Source organism: Calidithermus timidus DSM 17022 (genome assembly GCF_000373205.1).
GTDB lineage: Bacteria > Deinococcota > Deinococci > Deinococcales > Thermaceae > Calidithermus > Calidithermus timidus.
Window position 1 is genome coordinate 377,808 of the sequence record NZ_KB890688.1, and the last position, 17,254, is coordinate 395,061.

General features: G+C 65.5%; 17 protein-coding genes and 1 tRNA gene. 5 read left to right on the top strand and 13 right to left on the bottom strand.

Annotated features, from left to right (window positions below; translation table 11 throughout):
- Positions 1 to 3: 3 nt before the first annotated feature.
- The gene (locus B047_RS0105040; RefSeq protein ID WP_026234598.1) at positions 4 to 783 is read left to right on the top strand and encodes an LEA/WHy family protein; all 780 of its coding nucleotides are present in this window, start codon (positions 4 to 6) and stop codon (positions 781 to 783) included.
- Between the two features lie 315 nt (positions 784 to 1,098).
- Here B047_RS0105040 and cdd read toward each other — a convergent pair whose 3' ends face one another.
- The 8 genes from cdd to B047_RS0105080 all read right to left on the bottom strand — a co-directional run bounded on the left by cdd (position 1,099) and on the right by B047_RS0105080 (position 7,677).
- The gene (gene cdd / locus B047_RS0105045; protein WP_018465871.1) at positions 1,099 to 1,494 is read right to left on the bottom strand and encodes a cytidine deaminase; all 396 of its coding nucleotides are present in this window, start codon (positions 1,492 to 1,494) and stop codon (positions 1,099 to 1,101) included.
- Entirely contained in the window at positions 1,494 to 2,804 is a 1,311-nt protein-coding gene (locus B047_RS0105050; protein WP_018465872.1) for a hemolysin family protein, read from the bottom strand. Before B047_RS0105050 ends, cdd begins: the two co-directional genes overlap by 1 nt.
- 301 nt (positions 2,805 to 3,105) lie before the next feature.
- The gene (locus B047_RS0105055; RefSeq protein WP_026234599.1) at positions 3,106 to 3,501 is read right to left on the bottom strand and encodes a diacylglycerol kinase; all 396 of its coding nucleotides are present in this window, start codon (positions 3,499 to 3,501) and stop codon (positions 3,106 to 3,108) included.
- The gene (gene ybeY / locus B047_RS0105060; RefSeq protein WP_018465874.1) at positions 3,456 to 3,881 is read right to left on the bottom strand and encodes an rRNA maturation RNase YbeY; all 426 of its coding nucleotides are present in this window, start codon (positions 3,879 to 3,881) and stop codon (positions 3,456 to 3,458) included. The genes B047_RS0105055 and ybeY overlap by 46 nt, the downstream gene beginning before the upstream one ends.
- Positions 3,841 to 4,797: a PhoH family protein gene (locus B047_RS0105065; RefSeq protein WP_084784936.1), complete on the bottom strand. Its 957-nt coding sequence runs from the start codon at positions 4,795 to 4,797 to the stop codon at positions 3,841 to 3,843. Before B047_RS0105065 ends, ybeY begins: the two co-directional genes overlap by 41 nt.
- A gap of 58 nt (positions 4,798 to 4,855) precedes the next feature.
- Complete coding sequence (locus B047_RS16270) at positions 4,856 to 5,413, bottom strand: hypothetical protein (RefSeq protein ID WP_052606019.1); 558 nt, start codon at positions 5,411 to 5,413, stop codon at positions 4,856 to 4,858.
- Between the two features lie 6 nt (positions 5,414 to 5,419).
- A complete protein-coding gene (floA, locus tag B047_RS0105075) occupies positions 5,420 to 6,397 on the bottom strand; it encodes a flotillin-like protein FloA (protein WP_018465876.1) in 978 nt (325 codons plus the stop codon).
- 2 nt (positions 6,398 to 6,399) lie between these two features.
- Complete coding sequence (locus tag B047_RS0105080; protein ID WP_026234600.1) at positions 6,400 to 7,677, bottom strand: NfeD family protein; 1,278 nt, start codon at positions 7,675 to 7,677, stop codon at positions 6,400 to 6,402.
- Between the two features lie 38 nt (positions 7,678 to 7,715).
- On the opposite strand from B047_RS0105080, the gene B047_RS0105085 reads away from it, so the two are divergent.
- The 3 genes from B047_RS0105085 to polA all read left to right on the top strand — a co-directional run bounded on the left by B047_RS0105085 (position 7,716) and on the right by polA (position 11,736).
- Complete coding sequence (locus B047_RS0105085; RefSeq protein WP_018465878.1) at positions 7,716 to 8,525, top strand: shikimate dehydrogenase; 810 nt, start codon at positions 7,716 to 7,718, stop codon at positions 8,523 to 8,525.
- On the top strand, positions 8,522 to 9,118 hold the full coding sequence (locus tag B047_RS0105090; protein WP_018465879.1) for an IMPACT family protein: 597 nt from the start codon (positions 8,522 to 8,524) through the stop codon (positions 9,116 to 9,118). The genes B047_RS0105085 and B047_RS0105090 overlap by 4 nt, the downstream gene beginning before the upstream one ends.
- Positions 9,119 to 9,258: 140 nt before the next feature.
- Complete coding sequence (gene polA / locus B047_RS0105095) at positions 9,259 to 11,736, top strand: DNA polymerase I (protein WP_026234601.1); 2,478 nt, start codon at positions 9,259 to 9,261, stop codon at positions 11,734 to 11,736.
- Positions 11,737 to 12,044: 308 nt separating this feature from the next.
- Here polA and B047_RS0105100 read toward each other — a convergent pair.
- Positions 12,045 to 12,136: transfer RNA gene (locus tag B047_RS0105100), tRNA-Ser, on the bottom strand.
- A gap of 92 nt (positions 12,137 to 12,228) precedes the next feature.
- On the opposite strand from B047_RS0105100, the gene B047_RS0105105 reads away from it, so the two are divergent.
- Complete coding sequence (locus B047_RS0105105; RefSeq protein WP_018465881.1) at positions 12,229 to 12,897, top strand: PIG-L deacetylase family protein; 669 nt, start codon at positions 12,229 to 12,231, stop codon at positions 12,895 to 12,897.
- On the opposite strand, the gene B047_RS0105110 is transcribed toward B047_RS0105105, so the two are convergent.
- From B047_RS0105110 to menC, 4 genes are all read right to left on the bottom strand, one after another.
- Positions 12,797 to 14,116 carry a chloride channel protein gene (locus B047_RS0105110; RefSeq protein ID WP_018465882.1) on the bottom strand — a complete coding sequence of 440 codons (1,320 nt, stop codon included), beginning with the start codon at positions 14,114 to 14,116 and terminating at the stop codon, positions 12,797 to 12,799. The genes B047_RS0105105 and B047_RS0105110 overlap by 101 nt on opposite strands.
- A gap of 124 nt (positions 14,117 to 14,240) precedes the next feature.
- Positions 14,241 to 15,350, bottom strand: coding sequence for an amidohydrolase family protein (locus B047_RS0105115; protein WP_018465883.1), 1,110 nt, complete (start codon positions 15,348 to 15,350; stop codon positions 14,241 to 14,243).
- Positions 15,344 to 16,123 (bottom strand): GNAT family N-acetyltransferase, encoded by a 780-nt coding sequence (locus B047_RS0105120; protein ID WP_018465884.1) that lies wholly within the window; start codon positions 16,121 to 16,123, stop codon positions 15,344 to 15,346. Before B047_RS0105120 ends, B047_RS0105115 begins: the two co-directional genes overlap by 7 nt.
- Positions 16,124 to 16,125: 2 nt before the next feature.
- The gene (menC, locus tag B047_RS0105125; RefSeq protein ID WP_018465885.1) at positions 16,126 to 17,235 is read right to left on the bottom strand and encodes an o-succinylbenzoate synthase; all 1,110 of its coding nucleotides are present in this window, start codon (positions 17,233 to 17,235) and stop codon (positions 16,126 to 16,128) included.
- Positions 17,236 to 17,254 lie beyond the last annotated feature (19 nt).

A 17,254-nucleotide genomic window follows, 5' to 3' on the forward strand; every position in this document is an offset into this window, starting at 1 on the left:
CCGATGAGGAGAAGCTGGTTCCTGATCGTTGTGATGCTCGGGCTGGCGGGCTGTGTTCCGCAGGTGGCGCGCCCGCAGCCGCCCGGCATCGAGTTGCTCGAGTTCCGCCTGCTGCGCCTGGACCCCTTCGCCGGCAGCGCCGACTTCGACCTGCGCCTCAAGCTCACCAACCCCAACGCCCTCACCCTGCCCATCCTCGACAGCACCCTCACCGCCGAGCTGGCCGGGGCCAGCTTTGCCATGAGGCTGGGTGCGGTTGAACTCCCGGCGGGTGGCACTCGCGAGACCTTAGCCCGCCTGCGGGTTCCGGTGGTGGAGGGGGCCCGCTCGTTGGGCATCTTGCTGAGCGGCCAGCCCACCCGCTTGCGGCTCTCGGGGGAGCTGCGGGTTTCGGCGGGGCCGGTGGCGGTACCCCTGGGGCCCCTGACCTTCGTTGACCGCACGGTGCAGATCAGCCTCAACTTCCAGCCTCCCACTCTCCGTTTGGTGGACTTGCGGTTGGAGGGGGGCAGCTTGAGGATTGGGCTCGAGGTCTCCAACCCCAACCCCATCGGCTTTAGCCTCGAGGGTCCCGTACGGGTGCTCATCGGCGGCAGCCGGGTGGCCGAGGTCGACTTGGATATGCGCCTACCCCCCGGCGCCCGCGAGCGCAGCGACGCAGCGGTACGCCTGAGCGGCTTTCCTGGCCTGGGCAGTGTGCAGGTGCAGGTCGAGCTCAAGGCCCGCATCCCCGGGATCTGGGAGCGGGACATTCGCCAGGTGCTCGAGGGGCTTTTGCGCTAAAGGGGGTCTAATACCAGATTCGGTCAGTTCGTTCCCGAATGGGGACGAACTGACCCGACCGAAGGGAGTGCTCTAGGATTCAAAAAGATAGCCTCTGAAGGTCTTTAGTTTGGGTGATTATCTTTTTGAATCCGGTATAATACCAGATTCGGTCAGTTCGTTCCCGAATGGGAACGCCGCCCCGCCTTGGCGGGGCGGTCGACCGAAGGGAGTGCTCTGGGTTTTTGAAGAGTATCTTTTTGAATCCGGTATAACGCGAAAAGATCGCTCGAGGCTGATGGTATGTGTCGAAAGCCCTTGCTCACGGAGCGCGGGCTACTCGCCTGCTTGGGTTAGGTCTTCGGGGCGGAAGGCAAAGGGGAGCAGGTCGGCCATGCGGTAGACCTGCTCTTGCCCGTCCTGGGCCAGGCAGTGCACTTTGACTTCAGGCCCGGCGAACTCGCTCAACACCTGGCGGCAGCCCCCGCAGGGGGTAGGGGCATTCCGGCCCATCACCCAGACCTCGGCGATCCGACGTTCACCTGCGCTAACCATTGCGCCCACCGCGATCTGCTCGGCGCAGCGGGTCATGGGATAGGCCGCGTTTTCCACGTTGACCCCGAAGAACAGCCGCCCGCTGGCGCTTTTGACGATGGCCGCGACGGGGTAGCGCGAGTAGGGTGCATAAGCTTTTTGCAGCAGGGCGCGCAGTTGATCGGCGATGGTGTCCATTATTCGGTGGCCTCGGGCAGGACTGGAGCTTCTTCGGGTTGTTGGGGCAGGACGAGTACCTTATCCACTCGGTTGAGGTCCATGTCCACGACCTCGAAGCGCAGGTTGTGCCAGGTGAAGTGCTCGCCCGCCTTGGGGATGTGCTCGAGACGGTTGACCACGAAGCCGCCTAGGGTGCGGTACTCATCCTCCTCGGGCAACTCGTCGAGGTCGAAGAGTTTCTTGAGCTCCTCCACCGGCAAGGCCCCGTCAAGCAGGTAGCTGCCGTCCTCGCGAGCCACCACCCAAGGCTCCTCTTCGTCCTCGTCGCTGCCGGGCAGGTCCCCCACGATGGCCTCGAGGATGTCGTGGAGCGTGACCAGGCCCTGCAGGTTGCCGTACTCATCGACCACCAGCGCCATGTGGGTGCGCTCACGCTTGAACTGCTCGAGCAGCTCGAGGCCACTGAAGCCATCGGGTACGACCAGGGGTTTTTGCATGCGCTCGCGGATGCTTTCCTTGGTGAAGTTGCCATCGAGCAGGTCGCGTGCCCGGATGATTCCCACCACCTTGTCCAGGCTCCCCTCGGCTACCGGGAAGCGGGCGTGGGGGTTTTCCATGATGAGCTTCCGTATGCTCTCGATGGGTTCTTCGAGGTCGATCCAGACGATATCGTGGCGGGGGGTCATGAAGGAGACGGCCTGCCGGTCGGCCAGTCCGAGGGCGCTGGTGACGATCTCCTGCTCGGCCTCCTCGAAGACCCCGGCCTTGGTGCCTTCGTCGATGAGCACTTTGATTTCCTCCTCGGTCACGGTCGTTTCGGAAGCGCCGCGGATGCCGAAGATGCGCAAAACGGCGTCGGTGGAAGCGCTCAGCAGCCACACCAACGGCTTGCTGAGCAGTTCCACGAATCGCATGGGGTAGGCCACGACGCTGGCGATGCGCTCGGGGTTGCGCATCGCCAGCCGCTTGGGCACCAGCTCGCCCAGGACCAGCGAGAGGTAGCTGATGAACAGCACCACCAGGATGAAGGCGATCTCCTGCTTGTAGGGGGCCAAGAAGGACACCCGCCCTACCACGGGCTCGAGGTTCTTGGCCACGGTGCTGCCGCCGTAGGCCCCGGCGACCGTGCCGATGAGGGTGATGCCTACCTGCACCGTCGAGAGCAGGCGGCTGGGGTGCTCTAAGAGCTCGAGCGCGGCTTTGGCTCCGGCATTGCCATCCTCGGCTTGTTGCTGCAGGCGGGCCTTGCGGGCTGAAACCAGCGCCAGCTCAGACATGGCGAAAACCCCGTTGAAGAGGGTCAGGACCAGGAGGATCAGGATTTCCATAGGGCGCTCGGCTTAAGGGCTGAGCAGGCCACGTTGGAGATCGGGTGACACAAAAACCATCAGGGGTGCGCGCAGGGGAAAAGGCCCCTGCGATGCGACGAAAGAGGGGTGAGTCCTGCGGAGCGAAATGGGTTGTGCAGGGAGAAACGCGGCAACAGCCCTACGACTGGAAGGGTTATCCATACCTAACGAATGCGATTCTAGCACACCCCCTCAGTCCACCTGTCAGAGGTGGGGCCACATTTGAGGGAGGGTATCGGTTGCAGGAGGCCCTTGCCTGCTCAATTCCGTCGGTACGAGGCTACAGGCCAAGGCGCTGCAGCAAAGCCGGTAGGAGGAGCACCGCACCGATAGTAGCAGAGAGCACACTCGAGACCAGTACCGCTGCGGCTGCGGTATCCTTGGCGGCCTTGGCCAGGGGATGATAGGTGGGGGAGGACAGGTCCACCACGGCCTCGAGCGCGGTGTTGAGCAGCTCGAGGGAAAGCACTACCAGGATCAGCAGCAATACTTCCACCAGCCCCACCCCCAGCCACAGCGACAACCCCAGGGCCATAACCCCCGCGTAGCACTCCAGCCGGAAGTTACGCTGGCTTTTCCAGGCATGGCGCAAGCCCGCGAAGGCGTAGGCGAAGGAGGCCCTGAGCCCCCTCATCGCTTTAGGATCTGCGCCTGGACGCGGTGGAACCCAGCCCATTCGGCCTCCGTGGTGTGGTCGTGTCCCAGCAGGTGCCACAGTGAGTGGGCTGCGAGGATCAGCACTTCGTCCTCGAGGCCGTGTCCCTGCTGGCGAGCCTGCCGCGCGGCAGTGTCCAGGCTAATGATAATGTCCCCCAGGTGCGGGGGCACGAAGGGGTCGCCGGGCTCGAAGGTAGGGAAAGACAGCACGTCGGTAGGCTCATCCTCGCCCCAGTGTTGCTTTTTGAGCGAGCGAATCTCGTTGTCGTCGGTCAGCACGACGGTGAGGGCGTGATGGCCGTAGCCGAGCTCTCGCATCAGAGAGCCCAGGGCCTTGCGCAGACGCGGGCGCAGGCCCTTAGGCGGATTGATCTTGGTGATCAGGTCGATGTGGGGCATTTAACTCGAGGTTGTGTTCGCTCAACTCGTAGGCTTTGACGATTCGGGCGACGAGGGGGTGGCGCACCACGTCCGACTCGCGGAAGTAGATCATGGCGATGCCCTCGATGTCCTTGAGGATCCTCATGGCCTCGATCAGCCCGCTCTTCTGGGCCTTGGGCAGGTCGATCTGGGTCACGTCGCCGGTGATGACAACCCGCGAATTGAAGCCCATGCGGGTCAGGAACATCTTCATCTGCTCGGGGGTGGTGTTTTGGGCTTCGTCGAGGATGATGAAGGCATCGTTGAGCGTTCTGCCACGCATATATGCCAGCGGCGCCACCTCGATCACCCCCGACTGCAGGTAGTGCTCGAAGCGCTCGGCATCGATCATGTCGAAGAGCGCGTCGTAGAGCGGGCGCAGGTAGGGGTCGATCTTGGCCTGGAGGTCGCCGGGCAAATAACCCAGCTTCTCGCCGGCTTCGACAGCGGGGCGGGTGAGGATGATGCGCTTGATCCTCTTGGCCTTGAGGAAGGCCACGGCCAGTGCCACGGCCAGGTAAGTCTTTCCCGTGCCCGCCGGGCCGATGCCGAAGGTGATGTCGCTGCGGGCGATGGCCTCGACGTAGCGGGTCTGACCGGCGGTCTTGGGCTTGAGACGACCCGGCAGGTGGATCTCGCCCATGTCCTGGAGGGTGGTGCTCTGGGTCAGGGTGCTCCCGCCCTGGGCCAGTGAGACGGCCTGCTCGAGGGTGCTCTGGTCGATCTCGGCCCCCTGACGTACCAGCGCGAGCAGATCCCGGATGACCCGCTCGCCGAACTCGACCTCCTCGGGGCTCCCCTGGACGCGGATTTCCTGGCCTCGAGCGACGATCTGGGCCGACAGGAGCCGGCGCAGGTATTTGAGATGGCGGTCGCCCTGGCCCATCAGGGTCATGGCTTCTTGTGCCGATTGCAGGGGAATGAGGACCTCTTTGACGCTCTGTGGCAAAGCTTCACCGCTCCTTTACCAGGCTCTTGACGTCGAACCTGGGATTGCGTTTGTTGAGGTAAGACCGGCCCTTGGGTTCCTTGAGGATCTCGCTCCACACGATCCCGTTCAAGATCGCCTGGCTGTCGGTGCCAAAGGCGGGCGGCTTTTTCATGGGTTGTTGGGCAGGTTCTTGGGGAGCGGGCTTTGCGGCTTTGGGCTGAGCCTGGCTGAGCCGGCGCTCGAGCTCGCTCAGCTTGCGCCGCACCTGCTCCTCAGACGCGGCGAGCCTGGCCCGCTCCCGAAAGGGGTCTGCCTCTTTGCGTTGGGGCCGGGGTTGGGCCGGACGCGGCTGGGCCTTGGGAGGGGGGCTCGAGGGTGCGGGAGGCTGGGTCGGCTGTGGTTGAGGGGTGGACTGGGCGGGCCGGGGTTGAGCCGAGGCCGGGTGGTCGGGCTCGTTGGGCAGCTCGTCGATGTCGGGGATGTCGAAAGTATTCTCACCCCGACGCAGCAGGCCGCGCAGGGCAGGGAGGATGACGAAGAAGAACAAGAACAACAGACCCAGCAGGTCGTCAAGCTGCATCGCTCATCACCGACCCTCCTCCCCTTCGGTGGCCCTGCTGATCGAGTGGCGCATGTCGGTGTCGGCCTCGATGTTTTTGAGCTGATAGTAGTCCATCACGCTGAGCTTGCCGCTCCTGAGGGCCTCGGCCATGGCCAGGGGTACGGCGGCTTGGGCTTCGACCAGCTTGGCCCGCATGGCCTCGACCATGGCTCGGTTCTCCTGTTCGGCAGCCACGGCCATAGCGCGGCGCTCCTCGGCCTTGGCCTGGGCGATTTTCTTGTCGGCTTCGGCTTGGTCGGTGCGCAGTTGGGCGCCGATGTTCTTGCCTACGTCCACCTCGGCGATGTCCACCGAAAGGATCTCGAAGGCGGTGCCGGCGTCAAGGCCCTTGGCGAGCACGGTCTTGGAGATGCGGTCGGGCTGCTCGAGCACCTGCTTGTGGTCCTCCGACTGGCCGATGGAGGCTACGATGCCTTCGCCCACGCGGGCGACGATGGTCTCCTCACCGGCGCCGCCCACTAGGCGGTCGATGTTGGCCCGCACGGTGATGCGGGCGGTGGCCAGGAGCTGGATGCCGTCCTTGGCCATGCCTGCGACCATGGGGCTGGTGATGACCTTGGGATTGACCGAAAGCCGTACCGCCTCGAGCACGTCGCGCCCGGCGAGGTCGATGGCCGCCGCGCGGTCGAAGGTCAGCTTGATCCCGGCCTTTTCGGCGGCGATCAGAGCGTCGACCACCCGGTCGACGTTGCCCCCGGCCAGGTACTGCGACTCCAGGCGGGTTACCTCCACCGGAATGCCGGCCTTGAAGCTCTTGATCATGGGCAGGATGATGCGAGCCGGGGGGATGCGGCGCAGCCGCTGGCCCACCAACGTGCCCAGACTCACGCGTACCCCGGAGAAGAAAGCCGTGATCCACAGCCCCACCGGGATGAAGGTGAAGAAGACGAACAGAACGATGATGATCAGCGTTGCTAAGACAACTGGAGCCAGTACTTCCACGCTTATCCTTCCTTTCTTACCACCACGCGCACACCCTCGACCTTGGTGACCCGGATCGGGGTGCCGCGCTCGATGAACTCTCCCTGCGTGACCACGTCCACCCGGCGTTCGCCGATGAGCGCGGTCCCGGCGGGGCGCAGGTCGGTCAGGGCCGTGCCGATGGCCCCCACCATGTCTTGCAACTCCTCACGCGGAGGGGCCTGCTCCCCGATGGCGCTCTCGAGCACCAGCGAGCGGCCCAGGCGCGAGCGGGGGAAGAAGCGGAACATCAGGAACAGACCGAAGGCCACGATCACGATGGCGTAAGAACCCACCGCCACCGACTGGCTGCCGAAGGTCAGGTAGACCGAGGCCACGATGCTCGCGATGCCCAAGCCGCCCAGCACGCCAAAGCCCGGCGTGACGAACAGCTCGATCAGGAGTAGCAGCAACCCACCCACGAACAGGCTGATCTCCAGCAGGCTCGAGAAGCCTGCGAGGTAGCCTCCGAGGAAGTACAGCGCCAGCGAGATGATGCCGATGGTGGCCGGGAGGAAAGTGCCAGGGGTGAAGAACTCCAGCGCGATGCCCAGGATGCCCACCGCCAGCAGGATGGCCGCTACGATCTGGTTGGTGAGAAAGCGGGCCACGTTGACCCGAGTGCCGGGTTCGAGCCGCTCGGTTTGGGTGCTGAAGCCGGCCTTCTCGAGGGCTTCACCCAGACTGCTCACCACCCCATCGGCGATCTTGGTCTCCGTGGCCTTCTGCGCCGAGAGGGTGAGGGGCTCGCCCCGCGTCGAGAGGCCCGGCACCTCGCGCTCGGGGTCTACCATGGCCTCGGCCAGGTTGACCGGACGACCACGGGCCTCGGCCACCGCGCGGAACTTGCCCCTCAGGGCCGAGATCACCTTACGGTCAGCGGCCTCCGGCTGGGCGATGGGGCTCACAGTGATGGGCAGGGCCGCCCCGATCTCGGAACCCGGCAGCATGTAGATCTGCTGGGCCGACAAGGAAATGAGGGCCCCTGCCGAGAAGGCGTTCTGCACCACGGCGATGGTGGGCAGGGGGCTGGCTAGGATGGCGTCGGACATGCGGATGGCCGCATCGACCCGCCCTCCGGGGGTATCCACGTAGAGCACCACGCCGCTGGCACCTTCCCGCTCAGCCCGCGCGAGGGACTGCTCGAGGAAGATGGCCAGGGGCTGATCGATGGCTCCTTCAATGGGGATGATGTAGCTCTTCGCGCCTGCCCAGCCCAGAGCAAGAAGAAGCAGAAAAACTAGACGTATCACTAGCTTCATCATAATGGGCCAGGCGCCCTCGACTGTAAACTGACCCCATGAGACTGGGCCTGATCGGCTATCCACTCTCGCACACCCTCTCCCCAGCCATGCACACCGCGGCCCTGAGGGCTCTGGGTCTGGGAGGCAGCTATGTCGCGCTCGAGACCCCTGGCGAAGCCCTGGCCCAGCGCTTGGAGGAGCTGCGCCGGGAGTACCGCGGGGTAAACGTCACCGTGCCCTACAAGGAAGCGGTCATGTCCTACCTCGACTCCCTTTCCCCCGAGGCCCGCTCGATCGGCGCGGTCAACACCGTCGTCAACCACGCGGGCCGGCTCGAGGGCCACAACACCGATGCGCCGGGTTTCCTCAAGGGGCTCGAGGAGGCGGGGATCGAGTACCGGGATGCCAAGGTGCTCATCTTGGGGGCCGGAGGTGCTGCACGGGCCATCGCCTGGGCCCTCAAGCAAGCCGGTGCCCAGGTGCGCCTCGCCAACCGCACCCTTGAACGCGCTGCCCAGCTCCAGCGGGAATTCGGCTTGGGTGAGGTCACCAACGACGAGTGGGCGCTCTCGGGCATGGCCCGCTCGAGCGACCTCATCGTCAACACCACCACCGTGGGGCTCAAGGACCCTTCCGCCACGCCCCTACGCGCCGAGTGGTTTCCGGAAAAGGGTACGGTGGTGGACATCGTGTACAACCCCCTCGAGACCCGCCTGCTACGGGAGGCCAGGGCGGCGGGTCTCAAGACCTTGGATGGGCTGCCTATGCTGATCTGGCAGGGGGCTCTGGCCTTCGAGCTCTGGACCGGGGTGCGGCCTCCGGTCGAGGTCATGTACCAGGCTGCGCGGGAGACGCTGGGCGCATGATCACGCTGGCCGCTCCCTGCGAACTCGAGCAGCTCGTGCAGAAGAGCCGCTTCATCGCGCGGGCTGCCCCCGCAACTACGCCCGAGGAGGCCCTGGCCTTCCTCGAGCGCGTGCGCGAGCCCGAGGCCACCCACAACTGCTGGGCCTACCAGATCGGGCTGCTCTACCGCTTCTGCGACGACGGCGAGCCGGGCGGCACCGCCGGGCAGCCCATCCTGCGGGCCATCCAGGCCCAGGGCCTCGACCGGGTGATGGTGGTGGTCACCCGCTACTTCGGCGGGGTCAAGCTGGGGGCGGGCGGGCTGGCGCGGGCTTACGGTGGCGTTGCGGCGGAGTGCCTGCGTCAGGCGCCCAAGCGCGAGATCGTGCCGCGGCTGCGGCTGCGCCTGGAGGCCCCTTTCGAGATGGCCGGGCAGGTCTACGCCCTGCTCGAGCGCTGGAAGCTGGCCCGTGAGTTCGAGGGCTACACCGAAGCCGGTCTGGTGCTCGAGTTCGTCCTCGAGGAAGCCCGGCTCGAGGCCTTTCGGGTCGCCTTGAGGGATGCCAGCCGGGGGGCTTTGCGCCTGGAGCTCGTCGGGCGGTTTGAGGGGTAATTGAGGGGCTTGCGCTCACCGTTTGGTTCTGTTCAGGGCGAAACGAATGGGGTTAGAATAGCCTCGTGCAGCAGCGAAGCCTATTTGACCCCGAACCCGAGACCCAGCCCAAGCCCGCTCCGGCGCCCCGCGCCGAGCGGGTGATCCTGATCGACGGCCACCACCTGGCCTACCGCACCTACTTCGCCTTCGAGAAGCTCACCACCTCCACCGGAGAGCCGGTTCAGGCCATCTTCGGTTTTCTGCGAACGCTGCTGAAGTACCTCAAGGAGAACAGCTCCTGCGTCATCGTGGTCTTCGACGCCCCGGCCAGGACTTTCCGCCACGACAACTTCGAGGCCTACAAGGCCGGGCGCGCGCCGACGCCGGAGGATTTGCCCGAGCAGATCCGCAAGATCAAACAACTCGTCGAGCTGCTGGGGCTAGTGTGCCTCGAGGTCCCCGGCTACGAGGCCGACGACGTCATCGGCACCCTGGCCAAGAAAGCCGAGGCCGAGGGCTACCAGGTGCGTATCCTCACTGGCGACCGCGACGCCTACCAGCTTCTGAGCGAGAACATCTGGATTTTTCACCCCGACGGCTCGATCATCGGCCCCAGCCAGGTAAGGGAGAAGTACGGGGTGAGCGTGGAGCAGTGGGTGGATTACCGTGCCCTCACCGGCGACGCCTCCGACAACATCCCCGGTGCCAAGGGCATCGGCCCCAAGGGGGCGAGCAAGCTTCTTGAGGAGTGGAAGAGCCTGGACAACCTCCTCACGCACCTCGAGGAAGTCAGGCCCGAGCGCACCCGCGAGCTCATCAGGGCCAGCCTGGAGGACATCAAGCTCTCGCGCGAGCTCTCCCAGATCCACACCGACGTCCCCCTCGAGCCCGAGCTGTGCGACTTCTCAAAAGCCCACCGCCGCGAGCCGAAGACTGCCGAGCTGCGGGAGATGCTCGAGCGGCTCGAGTTCGGCTCGATCCTGCGCGACCTAGGCCTCCTGGAGGCACACAGACCTACCACCGAAGCCCCTTGGCCCCCCCCTCCCGGAGCGTTCCTGGGCTTCACCCTCGACCGTGCCCAGCCGATGTGGGCCGAGCTGACCGGGCTGGCCGCGGCCAAGGGCGACACGCTCTACAGGGGCCCGACCGACCTCGCCGACCTGAAAACGCTTGGGCGGCTCAACAGCCTCGAGGCCAAAGACCTCAGCGTGCTGCTGCTGCGGGAGGGTTACTGGGTGCCTCCCGGCGACGACCCCATGCTGCTGGCCTATCTCTACGACCCGGCCAACAGTGAGCCGGCTGGAACCGTGCGCCGCTACGGGGCCGGCGATTGGACCACCGACCCGGCCCAGCGGGCTCTGGCCGCCCAGACCCTCTGGGAGACCCTGGGGCGCCGCACCGAGAAGGACGAGCGCTTGTGGTGGCTCTACCGCGAAGTTGAGCAGCCGCTCTCGGGCATCCTGGCCCGCATGGAGGTGCAGGGGGTGGCCCTGGATGTGCCCTACCTCCGGGAGCTCTCCGAGGAGCTGGGCAAGGAGCTGGGCTACCTCGAGGCCGAGATTCACCGCCTGGCCGGGCGCCCCTTCAACGTCAACTCGCGCGATCAGCTCGAGGCCATCCTCTACGACGAGCTCAAGTTGCAAGCCGGGGGCAAGAAGACCGCCACCGGTAAGCGTTCCACCGCCGCCAGCGTGCTCGAGGAGATGCGCTCCCTCCACCCCATCGTCGATAAAATCCTGGACTACCGCGAGCTGTCGAAGCTCAAGAGCACCTACCTCGACCCCCTGCCCAAGCTCATCCACCCCAAGACCGGAAGGCTCCACACCCGCTTCAACCAGACCGCCACCGCCACCGGGCGGCTGTCGAGCTCCGACCCCAACCTGCAAAACATCCCGGTGCGTACCGAGGTGGGCCGCAAGATCCGCAAGGCCTTCGTGGCCCGCCCCGGCTACTGCTTGGTAGCCGCCGACTACTCCCAGATCGAGCTGCGCCTGCTCGCCCACCTCTCGGGCGACGAGAACCTCAAGCAGGTCTTCCTCGAGGGCCGCGACATCCACACCCAGACCGCGGCCTGGATGTTTGGCATCGCGCCCGAGACCGTCGATTCCTACCGCCGCCGGGCGGCTAAGACGGTGGTATTCGGGGTGCTGTACGGCATGAGTGCCCACCGGCTCTCGAGCGAACTCTCCATCCCCTATGCCGAGGCCGAGGGTTTTATCGAGCGTTACTTCGCAACCTACCCCAAGGTGCGCTCCTGGATCGACAGGACCCTGGCGGAAGCCCGCGAGCGCGGCTACGTCGAAACGCTCTTTGGCCGCAAGCGCTTCGTTTCCGAACTCTCGGCCAAGGTTTCCAGCGTGCGCCAAGCCGCCGAGCGCATGGCCTTCAATATGCCGGTGCAGGGCACCGCCGCTGACTTGATGAAGCTGGCCATGGTCAAGCTGGGGCCGAAGCTCGAGCCCCTGGATGCCCACCTGGTGCTGCAGGTCCATGACGAACTGGTGATCGAGGCCCCTAGGGAGCGCGCCGAAGAAGTGGCCGAGCTGGCCCGCGAGACCATGCGCACAGCCTGGGAATTCGAGGTGCCGCTGGAGGTGGGCACCGGCGTCGGGGAGAACTGGCTCGAGGCTAAATAAGTGCCCTTCGCTTGATTTTCCCCAGCGTTTGTCCGCACGCCGAGGAAGACGTGAAGTTCGTCACCGAATGGTGACGCCGCCCCGCCAAGGCGGGGCGGTCGACCGTCAGGGGGGGGTGTGCTCTGGGATTCAAAAAGATAATCAACACAAACCAACGAACCCTTATCGCGGTTCTCACATTTACGCCGCACGCGGCGCGGCGTAAATTACCGCCTACAGCGGCCTCTCGCTGTAGGCGGTAATCGTGGGAACTACTCTAGGGTGTTCAAACCCCCACCCTTGCGGAGTGGGGGTTTTTCCCCTGCTGCTGGCGGAGAGGGAGGGATTCGAACCCTCGATAGAGCGAACGCCCTATACACGCTCTCCAGGCGTGCCCCTTCAACCACTCGGGCACCTCTCCACGGCGCAGCACCCATGAATGTAGCACACCCTCCAGGTTGTGTCTAGCGCATGTTTCTGTCATAAAGGGGCGGTGCGGGGTAGACTGCAACAATGCGGCTGATGGCAATCTTTCCCCATCCCGACGACGAGATTGGCACGGCTGGAACCCTGGCCAAGCACGCCCTGCGCGGCGATGCCGTCAAGCTGGTTTGGCTCACCAGGGGCGAGCTGGCCAGCCAGTTTGGCGATGCGCCACCCGAAGAGGTGGCGGCCGTGCGCGAAGGTCATGGCCGGGAAGTGGCCCGCATTCTGGGGGCGGAGTACGAGTTTCTGAACTATCCCGATACCGGTCTCACCGGTGGGCGGGAAGAGGCGCTGTGCATCGCCAGGCTGATCGCGGCCTGGAAGCCGGACGTGGTGTTTACCTGGGACCCTCACGACGTTCACCCCGACCACCGCGCGGCCCACACCGCGACGCTTTCGGCGCTCAAGTTTTGCCGCATTCCCAAGCTGGTGGGTGAAGCCCACCGTGGTCGGATCCGGCTGCTGCACTACTACCGCGAGGACATCCGGCGTCCGGCGGTCTACGTTGACATCGGGGAGGAAGGGCAGGCGGTGGCCGAGCGGGTCTTCAGCTTGTACCGTGATTTTTACCAATGGGACTACAGCCTCGAGGCCTTCAGGGCGAACCGGGCGCGGCTTGGGAGTCTGGCTGGGGTTCGCTACGCTGAGCGCTTTCAGGCGGAGGGACCGCTGCCCCACCCTTATCTTCCAGAATAGCCACCTGGTCGGGCATACGCTGGGGATTGGTCAGGGCGTAGGCTGCGAAGGCGGCGGGGAGGGCTACCGGCAGGACGCTGTACCCGCCGATCTCACAGGCTAAGACCACCGAGGCAAAGGGAGCGCGGGCGATCCCTGCCAGTAAGCCGGCCATGCCAGCCAGCGCGGCGGCCTCGGCAGGGGGAGCGAATCCCGGCACGACCCTCGAGGCGATGATCCCCACCAGACCTCCTAGGGCCAGCGCCGGGCCAAAATAACCCCCATAGCCGCGCACCCCGCCGGCGGCTATCAGCAGGATGAGCTGAAGCAGGAAGAGCAGGGCCAGGAAGCGCAGATCCAGGATGGGTGACAGCCCGAGCTGCACCCAGGGTAGGGCATTGCCCAAAGCGGCCGGGAACACCAACACCACGACCCCCATCAGCAGGCCCAGCAGCAGGTGGCGATACAGGTAGGGGAGCTTCTTCACCAGGAAGCGCAGCCAGTAGCTGCCCTCCAGCCACAGCGCCCCGACCCCCGCGCACAACAGCCCCACCGCCAGCCCGAAGACCAGCGAGGTCAGGGGAACGGCGCCGGCTTTGATGTCGAAGATGGGGCCATAGCCCATGATCGCGCCGTAGACCGAGAAGCCGGCCAGCGCCCCGATCAGCGCCGGAGCCAGTGCGGTGACCTCGAGGGCCAGCCCACGGAATGCGATCTCCGAGGCCAGCAGGGCCGCGGCCAGGGGGGCGTGGAAGGCTGCGGCAAACCCGGCGGCCATGCCGGCGAAGGGCAGGTAGCGCCCGGAGCCCCCCATGGGAAAGCGCTGTCCGATGACGGCTCCAATCCACAGGCCCATCGTGGCCATGGGGCCTTCCCGGCCTAGGGGAGAGCCCGCACCCAGTTGCCCGATGGCGGCGAGGCTCGAGCGCAGGTGCTCGAGGAAGCGGGCACGGCGTTCGGTGCGGTACATCGACAGAAACCAACCCAGCCCGTGGCCCGTGCCCACCAGGCTGGCGAGGGCGAAGATCAGCGCTGGCAGCAGGGCCAGCACCCACAGGCGTGGCCCGGTGAAGGCCTGAGCCAGCCCGCCCTCACCGGGCAGCCCCGGAGGCTGGTAGCCCAGCACCCAGCCCAGCACGAGGTTTTGCACCAGACCCAGGCCAAGAGCCAACAGGGCCGCCACCAGGCCGGTGAGCGCACCGACGAATCCGCTGTAGAGGATGAGGGGGCCGACCTGCATGAGGATACCTGTCAGATGTCAAAAGCCGGCTGAAGGCTGTGCGTCCTGCGCTTTACGCCGAGCGCAGGACTGCACCGGGAGGGGATTGTTGAATTGGGCGCCGGATCAGTCGTGAGCATTCGCACTACCACGATTCTACCTGGCTTAGGTGGGTTCCACGCGTAATGCGCGGGGTTTCCAGACCCAGCACCCGGTAGCCGCTGCGGGTGGCGGCGCGTACCAGCACCCGTGGGTCTACTTTGCCCCACAGGTGTAGGGCCTCGTTCTTTACGTTCAAGTCGGGGCTGCTTCCGCGTGAGTCGGTGCCCAAGGCCACTTCTACGCCGTGCTTGAGGTAAAGCGCCCAGGGAAACTCGCCGCACTCCAGCCCCTCGTTGCTGCGGGGGCAGGAAACCACCCAGCACCCGGCTTGGGCCAAGATCTGAACGTCGCCCTCGTCCACTTGAACCCCGTGCACCACGGTGACGCCAGGGCCCAGGACGCCCAGGTCGGCCAGGTAGCGGATGGGTGAGACACCGGGAGGCTCCCAAACGGGGATCTTCATCTGCTGGTTGAACTCCACGAAGCTGCCTTTGGCTCGCTCCAGGTACTCCCTTTCATCGGGGCTCTCTGCGACGTGGATTTGCACGGGAAAGCCCTCGAGGCGGGCGAACTCCGCCGTCTTTTGCAACAGAGGAGCGCTGACGGTGTGGGGAGCGTGGGGCGAGATGCCTACCCGAACCCGGCCCTCGCGCTTCTTCCAAGCCAGCAGGCGCGGCTTGATGGCCTCGAAGATGTCGTCGGCCTTGCTGGGGTCGGGGCCGATCACCTCGTAATAGGCGACTCCCGGTAGCCCGGACTCCTCGAGCAGCCAATCCATCACCTCGCCACGGGCGACGATGTCGCCGAAAGCGCCCACGCTCAGCCTTTGCAGTTCTTCCAGCCCCTGCCGGGCCGCCTCCACTCCCCGCGCCGAGCCGTGGGCGATGACGTGGCGGATGAAGTCGATGTAGCGTCCTCGGAAGTAGGGGAGCCGTGAGAGGTCGAGGTGGGCGTGGGCATTGACCACAGGGGGGGTCAGCGCCTTGCCCTTGGATCGGATCGGCGCGTCGGGATAGGCGCGGCGCAGCTCCTCGAGCCCCCCTGCCATGGCGACGTGCTCGCCCACCACCAAGAGCCCGCCCCGCAGCATGGGGGTTCCGAAACCCAGGTACACCACCTCGGCACTCCAGATTTCGGGCTCGAGCTTCACCATGCACGCTCCAGCAGGTAGCGGTTGGGGTGGCGCACGAAGTCCACCGCTCGGTAACCCAGGGCGAAGTAATGGCCGAATAACTGCCGCGAGTGCTCGCGCCAGGTCATGGCCAGAGCCTTATCGTTTTGCAGAATTCTTCCCCAGTCCTCGGGGATCTGTAGCAGCAGCCTGCGGGCCTCCAGGCCCAGGTTCAGCGCCACAGGCCGCTCGTCCTGCACGGTGTTAGCCTGGGGCAGGCCTTCGACTTCTGGCAGAGACTCGGGGGCGTAGATGCGCCGGAAGACCCGCTCGCTGCGGATTTCCCACTCGGCCTCGGCTCGATCGGAGGGGGCTCCGGCGTTGATGCCGCCCATGGGGCCGTAGCAGTTGGGGATGTATTTGCCGAAGGTCGCGCCCAGCTTGCGCAGGTTGAAGTTGGCGTTGACCCCGCGCAAAGGGTCGAAGGTCCAGACCACCCGCTCGTAGCCTTTGCTCAGGCACCAGTCGCGCTGGAAGCGCTTGAGCAGCAGGGCTGCTGGGCTGCCGCGGTGGGCCTCGAGCACCCCCATCATGTGCGAGTGGTGGCGCTTGGGGTCGGCGGTGGGGAAGCCGAAGACGAAGCCCACGAGTTGATCATGGAGAAAGGCTCCGGCGATCAGGGCGCCCTCGTGGCCCATGGCCATCATCGAGCGGGCGGGCATCACGTCCTCGGGGTCGCCCCAGATCGCCGCCTGGAGTTCCTCCAGCGGGAGAATCTCCTCCGGCTGGTGCAGTTCGCGTACGATGACTTTCATCCTCAGGTGTTGGAGATGTAGGCCGACTTGAGGGCCAGGCGGTCGATGAACTCGCGCTTGGGGGTCACGCCGATGCCGGGCCCCTGGGGTACCCTCATCATGCCGCCATTGGCCTCGAGGCTCTCCTCGATGATGTCCTCCTCCCAGTAACGGCTGGCCGAGGACGTATCGCCGGGCTTGACGAACATGGGCAGCGTCGCCACGTGGATGTTGGTGGCCCGGCCAATTCCAGCCTCGAGCATTCCTCCCATCCACACCGGCAGGCCCCAGCTCTCGGTGATGTCGTGGATCTTGCGGCTGGCGAGGATGCCCCCCACGCGGGCGGGCTTGAGGTTGATCACCCGTCCGGCGCCAATCTCGAGGGCCTTGCGCGCGTCCTCAGGGGAGGTGATGGACTCGTCGAGGCAGATCGAGGTGGAGATGGCCGCTTGCAGCTTGGCGTGATCGACGATGTCGTCGAAGGCCAGGGGTTGCTCGATGTAATCGAGCCCGGCGGCGTCCATGGCCTTGAAGGTGGCGATGTGGTTGAGGGTGTAGGCCGAGTTGGCGTCGACGGTGAGGTTGGCCTCGGGGTAGGCCTCGCGCACCGCCAGCAGCATCTTCACGTCCCAGCCGGGTTTGATCTTGAGCTTGATGCGCTTGTAGCCCTGCTCGAGCCCCTTGCCGACCTTCTCGAGGGTGCTCTCGATGGTGGGTTCGATGCCTAAGCTGATCCCCACCGGAATCTCCTCGCGCACCCCGCCCAGTACCCTCCAAAGCGGCTGTCCCAGGCTCTTGCACCACAGGTCCCAGAAGGCCATCTCGAGCGCGGCCTTGGTCATCTTGTTGCCCCGGAAATTGCCGATGTGCGACCACAGGGCCTCAGGGTTGGGGATTTCCTTGCCCAGGACGCTGGGAATGAGCAGCTCCTCCAAAAGCGCCCAGGCTCCGGCGATGGTTTCCTCGCGGTAGTGCGGCGTGTGCTCCATCACCGTCTCGGCGTAGCCCTCCAGGCCCTCGCCGTAGAGGGTGAGCACGATGATGTGCCGCTCGGTCTGGACGCCAAAGGAGGTCTCGAAGCGGAAGCGTAGCGGAAGGGTGATGAGCTTGAGTTGGGCAGCCTCAATTCGCATGGGGTTATGCTAACGCAAG